General features: G+C 40.5%; 9 protein-coding genes. 4 read left to right on the forward strand and 5 right to left on the reverse strand.

Translation table 11 applies throughout. From position 1 onward, the window contains the following. Positions 1-87 precede the first annotated feature (87 nt). Positions 88-627, forward strand: a complete 540-nt coding sequence (locus tag L0B70_RS01090) for a hypothetical protein (protein ID WP_235142482.1) — start codon at positions 88-90, stop codon at positions 625-627. Positions 628-993: 366 nt separating this feature from the next. On the opposite strand, the gene L0B70_RS01095 is transcribed toward L0B70_RS01090, so the two are convergent. After that, positions 994-1887 (reverse strand): SPFH domain-containing protein, encoded by an 894-nt coding sequence (locus tag L0B70_RS01095; RefSeq protein ID WP_235142483.1) that lies wholly within the window; start codon positions 1885-1887, stop codon positions 994-996. 285 nt (positions 1888-2172) lie between these two features. On the opposite strand from L0B70_RS01095, the gene L0B70_RS01100 reads away from it, so the two are divergent. Together L0B70_RS01100 and L0B70_RS01105 are read left to right on the forward strand one after the other, a co-directional pair. Beyond that, positions 2173-5019 carry a S8 family serine peptidase gene (locus tag L0B70_RS01100; RefSeq protein ID WP_235142484.1) on the forward strand — a complete coding sequence of 949 codons (2847 nt, stop codon included), beginning with the start codon at positions 2173-2175 and terminating at the stop codon, positions 5017-5019. Positions 5020-5021: 2 nt separating this feature from the next. Then, complete coding sequence (locus L0B70_RS01105; RefSeq protein ID WP_235142485.1) at positions 5022-6812, forward strand: hypothetical protein; 1791 nt, start codon at positions 5022-5024, stop codon at positions 6810-6812. Here the strand turns inward: L0B70_RS01105 and L0B70_RS01110 are convergent, their stop codons facing one another. The 4 genes from L0B70_RS01110 to recQ all read right to left on the reverse strand — a co-directional run bounded on the left by L0B70_RS01110 (position 6813) and on the right by recQ (position 12323). Next, positions 6813-8168: a deoxyguanosinetriphosphate triphosphohydrolase gene (locus L0B70_RS01110; protein ID WP_235142486.1), complete on the reverse strand. Its 1356-nt coding sequence runs from the start codon at positions 8166-8168 to the stop codon at positions 6813-6815. Between the two features lie 326 nt (positions 8169-8494). Further along, the gene (locus L0B70_RS01115) at positions 8495-9574 is read right to left on the reverse strand and encodes a glycosyltransferase (RefSeq protein WP_235142487.1); all 1080 of its coding nucleotides are present in this window, start codon (positions 9572-9574) and stop codon (positions 8495-8497) included. Positions 9575-9748: 174 nt separating this feature from the next. After that, positions 9749-10108 (reverse strand): hypothetical protein, encoded by a 360-nt coding sequence (locus L0B70_RS01120; protein ID WP_235142488.1) that lies wholly within the window; start codon positions 10106-10108, stop codon positions 9749-9751. Between the two features lie 10 nt (positions 10109-10118). Then, a complete protein-coding gene (gene recQ / locus L0B70_RS01125) occupies positions 10119-12323 on the reverse strand; it encodes a DNA helicase RecQ (protein WP_235142489.1) in 2205 nt (734 codons plus the stop codon). A gap of 209 nt (positions 12324-12532) precedes the next feature. Here recQ and L0B70_RS01130 point away from each other — a divergent pair, with 209 nt between their 5' ends. Continuing rightward, positions 12533-13492, forward strand: coding sequence for an SIS domain-containing protein (locus L0B70_RS01130; RefSeq protein ID WP_235142490.1), 960 nt, complete (start codon positions 12533-12535; stop codon positions 13490-13492). Positions 13493-13517: the final 25 nt, after the last annotated feature.

Genomic DNA, 13517 nt, shown 5'->3' on the forward strand with positions numbered 1-13517 from the left:
GCTTTTAATAAATTCAAGATTTATCTAAAAAGCAGCTCTTAATTAAAATTATAAAAATTCATACATTTACAAGTATTCCTTAAAACCGTGAAAAATTATATTTATAAAACATTCATTGCTCATTTATTTGGATTTCTTGCGCTTATCCTGACGCATCTATTATGGTCATTAAGTGCCTATGGAAATGCCTCAAGTGGAGACACGGGAATAATAATTTTCTGGGCTGCAATATTTTTAATTTTATTTTATTTAGTTTTTGTTATAATTCCAAAAAAGTTACTCGAAAACATTGCTAGAAAAACGAATATCTATATTTTTTCTTTAGGGTTTGCATTTTACGCTCTTCTAGCATATATTTTAATGATCGGTTGGATTTTTCTAAATTCAAATTTTCAAGGGGTTTTTCTGGATGCTTTTTTTTATGGATTGACATTTGGAACTGTTTTTCACCAACTTGAAAATCAAAATAAAAAGTTAAAATTGAAAGATTTTGCTCTTCTTTTTTCTCTACCGATAATTGCTTTTTTTTTTTACATTTTAATTTTGCCAAAATTATTTCCATCATTTGCTTTTAAGATAGTTCCTAAACAATCGAAAGAACAAATACTTAAAGAGACAAATAAGTAAATTCAAGAAAGGAGATGATTTTAATGATTTAAAAAATGCTTTACCAGGATATTTTGTTAATATTGGTTGCGATTTTAGCACAAGCGCTTTAGTGGAAGATTTCCAATATTCTTTAGTTGTAGAAAACTGTAGGATAACAAAAATAGAATCCGGACCAAGAAAAAACAATAGGGGCATTACAGAAATGGTAGTCGAAACGCCGCTTAAAAAGGAATAGTTTTTATAAAACATAATCGATTCTAAATTAAATTTAAAGAATAAAAAGATAAAAATTTAAATGAAAATTAAATCCCCAAATACGTCGCTCCCGCAATAAAAAAAACCAACTCCGGAAAGTTGGTTTTGCTTTATTTGCATAAAGATAACTTATTTTACATCGTCCATTTTTTGTGTGGCGGCCATCGAAACCATCAGATCGTTTAACATAGAGTTGGCTGCATTTGGCGAATTTGGCAAGAGAACCAAACTGCTCTTATTGCTGGATCCGATTGCCTGAAGCGTATCATAATGCTGCGTGACAACGATCAACGCCGAAGCTTCCTGTGCGTTAATATTGGCTTCGTTTAACATTTTTACAGATTCTACCAAACCTGCGGCGATTTCCCGACGCTGATCGGCAATACCCTGACCCTGCAATTTTTTAGATTCCGCTTCCGCTTTCGCTACGGCCACAATCCGGATTTTCTGCGCTTCAGATTCGTATTCCGCTGCCGTTTTCTCCCGCTCTGCCGCGTTAATTCGGTTCATCGCATGTTTCACCTGCTCGTCCGGATCGATATCCGTTACCAATGCTTTAATGATGTCGTATCCGTAACTCTGCATCGCTTCCTGAAGCTCACTTTTCACTGCGATGGCAACGTCGTCTTTTCGAACGAAAACGTCATCCAGTTTCAACTTTGGAACTTCTGCGCGCACTACATCGAAAACGTATGAAGTGATCTGGTTTTCCGGATTTTCCAAGCGGTAAAACGCGTCTGCAACCTGCGAAAATATCACCTGATACTGCACGGAGACTTTCATTCGAACAAAAACATTATCCAATGTCTTCGTATCGATAATCACATCCAACTGCTGAATCCGGAGGTTCATCCGTTTTGCAACCTGATCGATAAACGGGATCTTAAGGTGCAGGCCCGACTGGCGCACGATGTGAAATTTCCCCAAACGCTCAACAATAGCGGCGGTTGCCTGCTTCACTGTAAAAAAGGAGGCGAATAAAACAATAAGTCCAAAAAAGACTATAATTCCTAAAAATGCCATGATTTAAATTTAAAATGGTTAATAATTTAATCAGTCTTTTTGATCTGATTTGTTATAAAGATAAATAAAAAAAGGAGACACACAATTATAAAAGGTTAAAACACCTTATTTGTGCAGCGACATCACTGTTTTTAAAGGAGTTAGGGATGAAATTCTAATTTTATTGTAAATTTGATAGACCAGCATTCACAGAACAATATTTTATCAACTTCAAAGAAAATTCTTTCAGAATACTTACCCTCACATTTTCGACTAATTCATTTTATCACTGTAAACCAATCGATTATGTCTTCCACAAAAATTATCAACGATCTTGCGTACGAACGTTTTCAGGAGGCAACTTCCAAAATCGAGCACGTTAAAAAAGGCATCCAGGAAACCCGAATGGGCGAAGCCAGCCTTACCGATATTCAAACCGACAGCGACAAGCTTTCCAAAAGGATCGCGCGCGAAAATATGCCTATTTCGGCCGCCTTGGAAAGGATTAACGGCGTACCTAATTTTCAGGATATCAATATCCTCTATAAGATTTTAAAGATCTCCGAATCTGTTGCCCGCATCACCATTAAAACACGGTATGGAAACTCCGGCTACGGCACAGGATTTTTGGTCGCGCCCGGCATTCTGATAACTAATAACCACGTTTTCCCTGATGCCGAAACGGCTAAAAACTCCATGGTTCAGTTCTATTATGAACTGGACGAAAATAACGAAGCCAATAAAATTCAAACTTACGGTTTCGCACCGGAAAAGCTCTTTCTGACGTCCACCTACGAAGCGCAAAAGGACAACCCGAACAGCGGCCTCGATTTTACGATCGTAGCCATTACAGAGAAATCCAAAGAGGGAAAATACATTGGCGACATTCCGCATACGGTTTTGGATGAAACTTTCGGCAAGATCATCGAAGGTGAAAACTGCGTCATCATTCAGCATCCGAAAGGCGATTATAAAAAAACCGTCATGAAAGACATCCGGATGCTCACGCTGAAAGATGACTTTTTAATCTATGAATCCGATACGCTTCCGGGCTCCTCCGGTGCGGTGGTAATTGGTCTGGGAACAGGCGAAGTCGTCGCGTTGCATCACAGCAGTATCCCGAACAAAAATCCGCAGGGACAGTGGCTTCGGAAAGACGGCGGCGTTTACAAAGACGGAGATGCCGATGAAACCATCGATTGGCTGGGGAACGAAGGGATCAGGGTGAGTTCGCTTATTCGGTGTATACGAAATATGACTTTACCGCCGGAAATGAGTCTTCTCCGAAATACCATTCTCGGAAAGCACACAGAAATCAAAAACGAACCTAAAACCACGAAACCCCGGAAAGAAAAGCCCCAAGACGATATGAAAAATTCCAACGAATCTGTTCTGAACCAGGCCGTTAATATGATTCAGAACGCGCCCTCGCGGGATAATCTTTCGCTTCAGTATTTTGAGATTGAACTCTCCAATATCAGTCTCATGCAGGACGACTGGAAGGAAAATTACAAGAAACTGGTTCCCGAAATTGTCACTTCCGAACCGCTGTTTCCTTTATCGACAATACCTTCGCAAAAAATTATTCAATATGTAACCCTTTCGTCGAATGAAAATCCCTGGGAGATCGCAGCAAAACTGGAAGCGCTGCCGCAGATAAAAACCGCGACGCCCGATCTGGAAATGGAAACCGACCTTCAAAAGAAAACAAGGAACAACAATCAACTCACAGAATCCGACATGCTGGAAAGTATGAAAACCAGCAATGCCGCGGGCCGAGAAGATGACTTTAAAACCAAATGGAGCGCTTCGCCCTTTTTTACACTCGACGATTCCGACGTTGTTAATCAAAGACTTTGGAACCGAACCGCCGTGGGTTTAAACCTGAAAAATAAAAAAGGAACAAATGTAACTTCTTTGTTAGATGAACTTTTTAAAGCAAAAAAATCAGCAGCAGGCGATGCTGAACAGGATGAAAATCCAGACGAAAATGCCATTATTGAGAACCTCAAAAAAATAAATTTGGTTCAACTCGATACAGGTTACACCGATCATGCGAAGGTTAAGGGCCGTTTCAATTTCGACTGCGACGAGGATTTCATTGATGGTTCCGATGCGCGCGATGATATGAGAACAGGTTTGCTGCGCCATCCGGGACACGGAACGCGCACCGCAAGCATTATCACGGGCGGTGACATGAGTTCTGTTTTTAAAAACGACGGCAACTACGGCATTTTGTGCGACGAAGACAAAAATTCCCTCGTGAATATTATTCCGTACCGCATCTCCGAATCCGTGGTTTTGATCAACCGCGGAAAAAACGTTGTTGATGCCGTTAATCAGGCAGTTCATACAAATGCAGACGTCATGTTTATGTGCATGGGAAGTTATCCGCGGCCGATGATCGCCGAAGCTGCAAAAGTAGCGTACGATAATGGCGTGATCTGGGTTTGCGCCGCCGGAAATGAAGTCGAAATGGTGGTGGCGCCGGCCTTGTGTCCGGGAACGATCGCTGTTTCTGCCATCAATCCAAATCAGAAACCCTGGCGCGGTAGCAGTTATGGCCGCGAAGTCGATATTTCTGCGCCGGGTGAAGATGTTTATGTTCCTTCTATGGACGAAAAATTTAACGAAATCATGGTCTACGGCAGCGGAACAAGTTACGCAACACCACACGTTGCCGCTGCTGCTGCGCTTTGGAAAGCGACGAGACGCGAAGAAATTTTCGAAAAGTATAAATTTCCGTGGCAGATTGTGGAAGCCTTTCGAAAATGCGTAAAATCTTCCGCGACAAAACCTGCTGTTTGGGACACCGAAAATTACGGCGCCGGCATTTTGAATATTTACGATCTGCTGAAATGCGAATTGCCCGATATTGAGAAAAAAGATTACGCCTATGCCAACGATACGCGCCAGGAATGGGATTTGGGTGTTCGCGAGGCGGTGCATTTTCTCTGGAACACGTTGTTGCGAAAAACAATTTCCGCGCAGGAATCATCGCAGGAGATGCAACTCACGGAACGATCGCGAATTGCCATTGCCGCCATGACGGGAAATCCTGTTTCGACTGTTTTTGAAAGCGACAGCATCACGGCCCTCACCGATACGGAAAAAATCCTCAAAATGTATTTCGACAGCTACCAAAAAGACTAATCATGGAAAAAAAATATTTCGACCTTCATCTGCATCCGCTTTTCAAAAATTTCCTCAGTCATTACGATGTTTTGGTTCCGCCACCGAATAAAAAAATGGAGGAACTGACGAAACCCATCCGAATGTCTAACGCTTTAACGAGTGTAATGGACGAACTTTTCATCCATATTCTGAAAGGTCAGAGCAGCATTCAGCAATGTTTAAAAGGCAACGTGAATTATGCGGTCGCCGCAATTGTGAATCTGGAGCACGGTTTTGCCGACAGCCGCGGTTTTTTTGGAAATGTTTTGAAAAGCAAGTTTTCCAATCCACTCGACAAAACCTATTTCGATAAAGTCCGCAATGGCGAAGTTTCCTACTATCGTTTAATGCTGATGGAGTTGAGTCTTTACAAACAGCTGCGCGACTACAAAGACAGCCCAATTAGCATCTTATCCCGAAACGCGCCGAAAAATTCCGCGCAGAAACCCTTGAATATAATTTTCAGTTTAGAAGGTTCTCATAATTTCAGCAAACTGATGGTGGGAAATCCTTTAAAGATCGACTATGTGGAAGACCGGTTTGTGGATTTGAAAAAAACCATTAAACTTTCGCAGGTCGCAGATCATCTTTGGCGGGAAATGATCGTCGATACCGAAAACGGCGGAAGTCCCGCGGACAATTACAGCCAAAGTCCGGCGGTTAATCTGGAGAAGTTTTACAGAAGTTTGTCTCAGGAAAAAATGGACCTTCTTTACCTAACGCTCACGCATCTCACGCACATCAACGAACAGTTCTTGGCGACGCATGCTTTCGGCATGAAAATGCTTAAACATCCGTCGTTTTATCCCTTCGGAAATGGAATTACAACCTTAGGCTTCGAAGTCATCGAAAAATGCTACTCCATGACGAACGAAAAAAACGAGTACCGCCCAATCCTTGTGGATATGAAACATTTGGGCTTAAAATCTCGGCAGGATTATTATGCCTTCCGGAAATCTTTAATTCAAAAAGAAAAAAAATACGCGCAGATTCCCATCATCGCTTCGCATATCGGCGTTACCGGATATACGGTTAACGAATGGAAAAATGCCCTGAAGCGCGATACGTGCACGGTGTACAATTATGAAGGTGCGCGAGCAGTCTCGCTGGAAATGAACAAAAAAAACTGCGGCAAATGGGGCTCTTTCGTGAATAACGATTTTACTTACAATCCGTGGTCCATCAACCTGATGGATGAAGACATTACGGAAATTTTAAACAGCAACGGAATCATCGGGATGAGCCTCGACGTACGGATTTTAGGATTTCAGTCTGAGTACGGCATCAGTTTAAGCAGCGAAAACGAATTTTTAAGTACGGCGGATTTTCATACGCATTTTCCCCAGATCGCCGTAAAAAATCTGCCCATTAATACAATGGAATCTATGATTTCTGAACAGGAAAGCTGGCTTATTCCTACGAAAGAAGACCGCCATCCGCTGTCTTTCTGCTTTAATATTATCCACATTATTCAGGTTGGCCTGCTCAAGACAGACATCGATGAACCGTGGAATCAGATCTGCCTGGGAAGTGATTTTGACGGTTTGATAGAACCTTTAAAAGTTTCGCCGGACATTGCTTCTCTCGAAGAACTCGAAGCCAATATGATCAAATGGCTGCCCGTGGCGGAGATGGCGTACATCAACGAAAATGGCGGCACCGAAATTTTAAGTAAAAAATCGACGCCGGACTTAAAAAAAGTTGTGCGGGCGATTATGTTCGAGAACGGCAAAAATTTTATTGAAAGATGGCTGAAGAATTTCGCGCTGTAATTACATCGTCATGCCGATATCGATGCCTTTGATTTTTCGGTAAAGATCGGTCGCAAAATTATCCGTCATTCCCGACACAAAATCGATAACGCCTAAAACCTTTTGGTAATCGCTGCCCTCTTCGTACACAAATTGCTGCGGCAATAATTTCAAGGCCATTTTATCGTAGGATTTCCGCGTGGATTTTTCCTTTAAAATGGGCGGAATAAAATGATCCAGCAATTCGTTCATTACATTATAGCCGGCATTTTCGATCTCAATAACGGCTTTGTGTCCATAAATTTTTTCGATGGAGAAACTTTCGATCTCCTGTAAAGATTTGTTTTCAGACTTGTAAATATCAAGCATAGCCTGATCTAAATTTCCCTCTAAAATTTTGGCAAAATTAGTCTGATAAATTTCAATCGATTTATTGATTAAAGCGTTGATAACCTTTGCTCGCAAATAAGAAATACGTTCGTTCGCATTGGTAAGATTGACGAGTTTTTCTTCTACCCTTTTCGTGTTGGGATTTTCGGATTTAATGAGTTCAAAAAAAAGATTTTCGCAATCCGACGTCGAAACAATTCCCAAGCGGTGCGCGTCTTCCATATCGATAATGTTGTAGCAAATATCGTCGGCGGCTTCTACGAGCCAAACAAACGGATGTCTTTTGAAAATCGTAGGTTCATCGTTTTCCTGTTTTAAATTCACCGATTTTGCAATGTCGAGAAATGTGTCTTTTTCATTTTGAAAGAAACCGAATTTTTTGCGGTGAATGATGCCTTTCTTTTTGGCCACTGCTTCACACGGATATTTCGCGATGCTCGCCAAAGTTGTGTATGTTAACTGCGTTCCGCCTTCATCTTTGCCGTTTTGCTGGTGCGTTAAAACACGAATTGCATTAGCATTTCCTTCAAAATTTACGAGATCTGCCCATTCTTTTTCGGAGAATTTATGTTTCAGATCTTTTTCATTTTTCTCAAAATAACTCGCGATGGCGTCTTCGCCGGAATGCCCAAAAGCGGGATTTCCCACATCATGACACAAACACGCCGCGGCGATGACATTGTTCAGATTGTGCTGATAGAAAGTTTTCGAATTTTCATCGAGTTCCGATTCGTAGTTTTTAAAAATAAATTCGCCGATCACACTTCCCAAACTGCGGCCAACAGAAGAAACTTCTAGCGAGTGCGTTAAGCGGTTGTGCACAAAAACACTTCCCGGCAGCGGAAAAACCTGCGTCTTATTCTGCAAACGCCGAAAGGCTGCGGAAAAGATAATGCGATCGAAATCCCGCTGGAAATCTGTTCGTGAAGCTGCCGTTGGCGCGTTTTGACCGGTCCGTTGGTTGGTGAAAAGTTGGTTGAGAATCATGGGTCAAAAATAAGTAAATTAATCGTTGAAACTTTCGCAAACCCTGTTATTAATGCTTTTTTGAAGTGATTACATTTTTGTCGGGCCGGAAATTTCGGAAATTTGGAAAAGATACAGTAATTGAGGAAGCGCTTACTCAGAAATTTCAAAAAAAAGAGACACAGAATTTTTCCAGATTAATCCTTCCGATCACTTTAGAGGGAGTTTAGTACGATAAAATCAGAAAGCATTGGAACAGAAAGAAGAAGGAAACTGCATTTTCCCAAAGTAAAAGCAAATTTTCATTCGCTCTGGATTATATATTTTCCATTACTTTAGTGTTAATTTTAACTAACTATATCCTCAAAAAGCTTCTCGTATTTTTCTAAAATAAAATTTTTTGAAAATCGGGATGAGATTGAATTTTTAATTGCGTCAGAATCATGCTTTTCATTAAGAATACGCCTGATTTTATTTGAGAACTCGTGGTGGTTTTCAATATTGGAACTTTCACCATTAATGTTGGGCTGAATAATTTCGGTAATTCCGCCCGGACAATTGTTGGCTAAAGAATACGTACCGCAAGCTCCTGCTTCCAGTAAAACGTTCGGAAAACCTTCGTACCGGGAGGAGAGAATAAACAAATCTGCAAACTTTAAAAATTCATACGGATTTTTTTGTTGTCCGTGAAAACTGACATTTTCTAAACCGAGATCATTTTTCATTTGGTGAAGCAATTTTTTGTCATGGCCCTCGCCTAAAATATGAAGCAGAATTGTATCATTTTTTAAGTGACTGAAAACTTTCAACAAATTATCAAAACCCTTTCTGCTAGAGAGGTTTCCGATGGCAACCACATTGTTAAAATCACCTTTAAAAAATTTGGGCTTTTCTGAAATCGCGAGTTTTCCTTTAATAAAGTCAAAATCGACCGGATTGTTGATCTTAACTACTTTCTCTTTTTTAACGTTAAAATTTTCGACGAGATCATTTTGCATATCGTCGCTCTGGCAAATGATTCTGTCAAAATTATTGTAAAACTTATAAAAAAACCGGATTTCTTTTCTGGTAACGTGTTTCGAAACAACATTGGTTTCTCTGGCGATAAATTTTATTTTCGGAAAAAACCTGATAAATAAAGCCAAATACGCGTTGACTTCGCCAAAACCACAGAAAACAACATCGGGTTTTCTTTTGCGGATCTGCTTTAAAATTGGAAGTAAGGAATGCCTAATTCGGGGAGTTTTTATGTCGATGATTTCTACATCTTCTTTCAAAATATCTAAAAAACCGCCTTCTTTGCGCAGTAGGAGAATTGCGGGCTGAAACTTGGATCGGGGCAAATGATTTGCAATTGTGGTGACAATTCTTTCGGCGCCGCCGGTTTCGAGATCCGGAAGAATAAAAAGTATGGAAATTTTTTTCATGAGTTTATAAAAAACCTTGTTAAGGTTTGAAACTTTGACAAGGTTAAGGTGAATTTACACTAATTCCGGAAAGTCATGTGATTGATTGGTTACGATATGATTAATAAAAACCTGTTATCTTTTGGTCAAAGAAACATACATAAAATTGTGTAATTACTTTTCTCAGCTAAACTATCAATTTGTTTTAGCATCGTTATTTTCATGATGCGGAACTCCATTCGCAACTCTTTCATCATCATCACCCGTTGAAATGTATTCTGATTTCGTATCCGAAACTACGGAAGAAGTTTCTGTTGAACCGATAGATTCAATATGCGATGCGATATTTTCCATCAGCTCGTCGGAATTCATTCCTGCAGCAAACTGTTGATCGAAATTATTTTCAATGGCGCTCTCAGAATTAATATCTGCAATAAGGGAATTGGATTCCAGTTCCTCCTTTAAATTGACAATTTTTCGGAGGATCTCCAAATCGTACGTATTTTCGATCCACTCAATTAGTTCATTTTTGATATCGATGATTGAATTTTCCATGATTCACCTTTTAATTTGCAACGTCTGAAATAAATTTAATTCTCAGCATCCGTACTTCTTCATCGCTTAAATCGTCGCCAAATTCCGCCAAAAGAACTTTCATGCTGTCGCTTTCGCTGCTTTTCATAAAATCCATAAATTCTTCCACAACGTCTTCATCGAAATTTTCATCAATGTAATAGTCGATATTTAATTTGGTCCCCTGGTAAACGATGCGTTCCATTTCTTTCAGCAGATCGTCCATAGAAAGATTTTTTGCTTTTGCAATATCTTCCAGATCAATCTTCTTGTCGGTACTTTGAATAATAAAAACTTTGTGCGAAGATTTATTCGCCACCTGTTTCAGTACCATATCCTGTGTGCGTTCAATGGCATTTTCGTCTACATATTTTTTGATGAAATCGGCGAATTCCTTACCGAATTTTTTGGCTTTTCCTTCGCCCACGCCATAAATTTTACCCATTTCCTCAATGCTGACTGGATATTGCACGGTCATATCTTCCAAACTGGGATCCATAAAAACCGTGTAGGGTGGAATGCCCTGCTTTTTTGCCACATTTTTTCGCAGTTCTTTTAACTGGCTGAATAAGTTTTCATCCAGCCCGCCACTTTGCTTTACCTGAACCTGATCGGAATCGGCTTTTGTCTGGGCCAAATTATATTCGCGGTCTTCAGCGATGCAAAACGCGTTTTTATCTTTCCCGTTGATCACGTTCTGTCCTTTTTCAGTGACTTTCAGAACGCCGTAAGTTTCGATATCTTTCTGCAAAAAATTCTGTACGGTCGCCTGTCGGATCACAGATTTCCAAAAATTTTCGTCTTCTTTTTTTCCAATGGCAAAATGTTTCGTCGTTTCGAGTTTGTAGGATTTGGTTACCGGATTTTCCTTTCCCACCAATACGGAAATTAAATCTTTGGTCCTGAACTTTTCCTCCAGATCCTTCACCAGACTTAGCACCAGTTTTAATTCTTTCGTGGCATCTTTAAGCTGCGGAGGATTAACGGAATTGTCACACATTTGTGCACCATCACCATTAACAGGATCGAAAGCTTCCCCAAAATAGCACAAAATATACTGACGGCGGCTCATCGAGGTTTCGGCGTAACCCACGACTTCATTCAAGAGTTGCAAGCCAATCTCCCGTTCGGAAACCGGTTTTTGGGCCAAAAATTTTTCTAATTTTTCAATATCTTTTGGATCATAAAAGGCCAAACAGTAACCTTCGCCGCCATCTCTGCCGGCTCTCCCCGTTTCCTGATAATAACTCTCCAGAGACTTTGGAATATCGTAATGAATAACGAAGCGCACATCGGGTTTATCGATGCCCATCCCAAAAGCGATGGTTGCCACGATAATATCTGCTTCCTCCATGAGAAATTTATCCTGATTCATCACCCTTGTTTTTTGGTCTAAACCCGCATGGTACGGAAGTGCGTTGATGCCGTTGACCTGCAAAAGCTGCGCAAATTCTTCTACCTTTCGGCGACTCAAACAATAAACAATTCCGGATCTTCCTTTATATTGGTTCACAAATTTAACGATCTCGCGGTCGATATTAACCTTGGGGCGAACTTCGTAAAAAAGATTGGGCCGGTTAAAACTTTCTTTAAAAACCAGGGCCTGCGACATTCCCAGCGTTTTCTGAATATCATCCTGCACTTTCGGCGTCGCCGTGGCAGTTAAAGCAATAACAGGAACATCGGCGATTTTGTCGATAATGGTTTTAAGATTGCGGTACTCGGGGCGGAAATCATGCCCCCACTCTGAAATACAGTGTGCTTCGTCGATCGCAACAAAAGAAATTTCGACGTCGCGTAGAAATTCCATGTATTCTTCTTTAATTAAAGATTCGGGTGCCACGTATAACAATTTTGTTTTACCGGCGCGTATATCGTCGAAGACCTGCTTGGTTTGCGTTTTATTTAAGGAAGAGTTCAGTACATGTGCTACACCTTCGTTGGAAGAAAGTCCGTTCACGGCATCCACCTGATTTTTCATCAGTGCAATTAAAGGAGACACCACAATAGCTGTTCCTTCACACATTAAAGCGGGAAGCTGATAACACAAGGATTTCCCACCACCTGTTGGCATTAAAACAAAAATGTCTCTACCTTCTAATAAATTTTTGATTATATCTTCCTGCTGACCTTTAAACTTTGAAAAGCCGAAATATTTTTTGAGTTCTTTTGAGAGATCGGCACTTTTTGTTTTCATCTGTAATTTTCAATTTTATAGCCTCTTAAGCTACCCTTACCATCCATTTCGTGTACAAAATTTATTCTTTAGCATTTCATCTAAAATTGTTTATTAAATTTGCATACTATCCAAAGTTAAAGAATAATAATCGAAAAAACCAATCTTGGCCTTTAAATTTCCGGTATCTAAAGAAACAGGATCATCTAATTTTTTTCTAAACCCTCTCCATGAATCAGTCTGAAATCTTGCATTTAGCAAAAAACGCCATTTCCATCGAAATTTCCGAACTTGAAAAATTAAAGGACCGCCTCAACGAAAACTTTTTAAAATCTTTGGAAATCATTCAGTCTGCAAAGGGAAAATTGATCGTCGTCGGCATCGGGAAATCTGCGCACGTTGGCAACAAAATTGTGGCAACGCTCAACTCCACGGGAACACCGTCTCAGTTTCTTCACGCGTCAGAAGCGCTTCATGGCGATCTCGGCGTTATTCAAAAAACAGATGTCGTTTTATGCATTTCAAATTCCGGCAATTCTCCGGAAATCGTGAATCTCCTGCCTTTCCTCAAGGATTATTCTTCCGCACTCATTGGAATGACGGGAAATTTAAATTCAAAACTGGCAGAATTTTCTACCGTAGTTTTAGATTCTTCCGTCGAAATCGAAGCCTGCCCCATCAAATTAGCGCCGACAAGTTCGACCACCGTTCAGATGGCGCTGGGCGATGCGTTGGCCATTTGCCTCATGGAAATGAACGGTTTCAAAGAAAAAGATTTTGCAAAATTTCATCCGGGCGGAAGTTTAGGAAAAAACCTTACAGCAAAAGTGGAACAGTTTCTCTCTTCCCAAAAACCTCAGGTTACCGAAACAGCCGGAATCCGCGATATCATCATTTCCATCAGCGCCTCCTCCCACGGAATTACGGTGGTTACAGAAAAAGAACAGATTATCGGCGTAATTACCGATGGCGATCTGCGCCGAATGTTGATGAGCGATCAGGACGTCTCTAAAGTGACGGCAAAGGACATTATGAGCAAAAACCCAAAAAGCATCGACAAGTTGGCTTTGGCCAAAGAAGCTATGGCGATCTTAAAAGATAAAAATATCGGCCAGCTCATCGTTACGGAAGAGGGAAAATATTTTGGCATTATCGATATTCACCGCCTGCTGGACGAGGGAATAATCTAAAAAACATCATTTCCAGCTGAAGCCG

This window comes from Kaistella sp. 97-N-M2, from assembly GCF_021513235.1.
In the GTDB taxonomy this organism is placed as follows: Bacteria; Bacteroidota; Bacteroidia; order Flavobacteriales; family Weeksellaceae; genus Kaistella.

Coding starts and splice junctions, on each gene's coding strand:
- L0B70_RS01095 (WP_235142483.1), bottom strand. CDS start 1,887: ATGGCATTTTTAGGAATTATAGTCTTTTTTGGACTTATTGTTTTATTC.
- L0B70_RS01100 (WP_235142484.1), top strand. CDS start 2,173: ATGTCTTCCACAAAAATTATCAACGATCTTGCGTACGAACGTTTTCAG.
- L0B70_RS01105 (WP_235142485.1), top strand. CDS start 5,022: ATGGAAAAAAAATATTTCGACCTTCATCTGCATCCGCTTTTCAAAAAT.
- L0B70_RS01110 (WP_235142486.1), bottom strand. CDS start 8,168: ATGATTCTCAACCAACTTTTCACCAACCAACGGACCGGTCAAAACGCG.
- L0B70_RS01115 (WP_235142487.1), bottom strand. CDS start 9,574: ATGAAAAAAATTTCCATACTTTTTATTCTTCCGGATCTCGAAACCGGC.
- L0B70_RS01120 (WP_235142488.1), bottom strand. CDS start 10,108: ATGGAAAATTCAATCATCGATATCAAAAATGAACTAATTGAGTGGATC.
- recQ (WP_235142489.1), bottom strand. CDS start 12,323: ATGAAAACAAAAAGTGCCGATCTCTCAAAAGAACTCAAAAAATATTTC.
- L0B70_RS01130 (WP_235142490.1), top strand. CDS start 12,533: ATGAATCAGTCTGAAATCTTGCATTTAGCAAAAAACGCCATTTCCATC.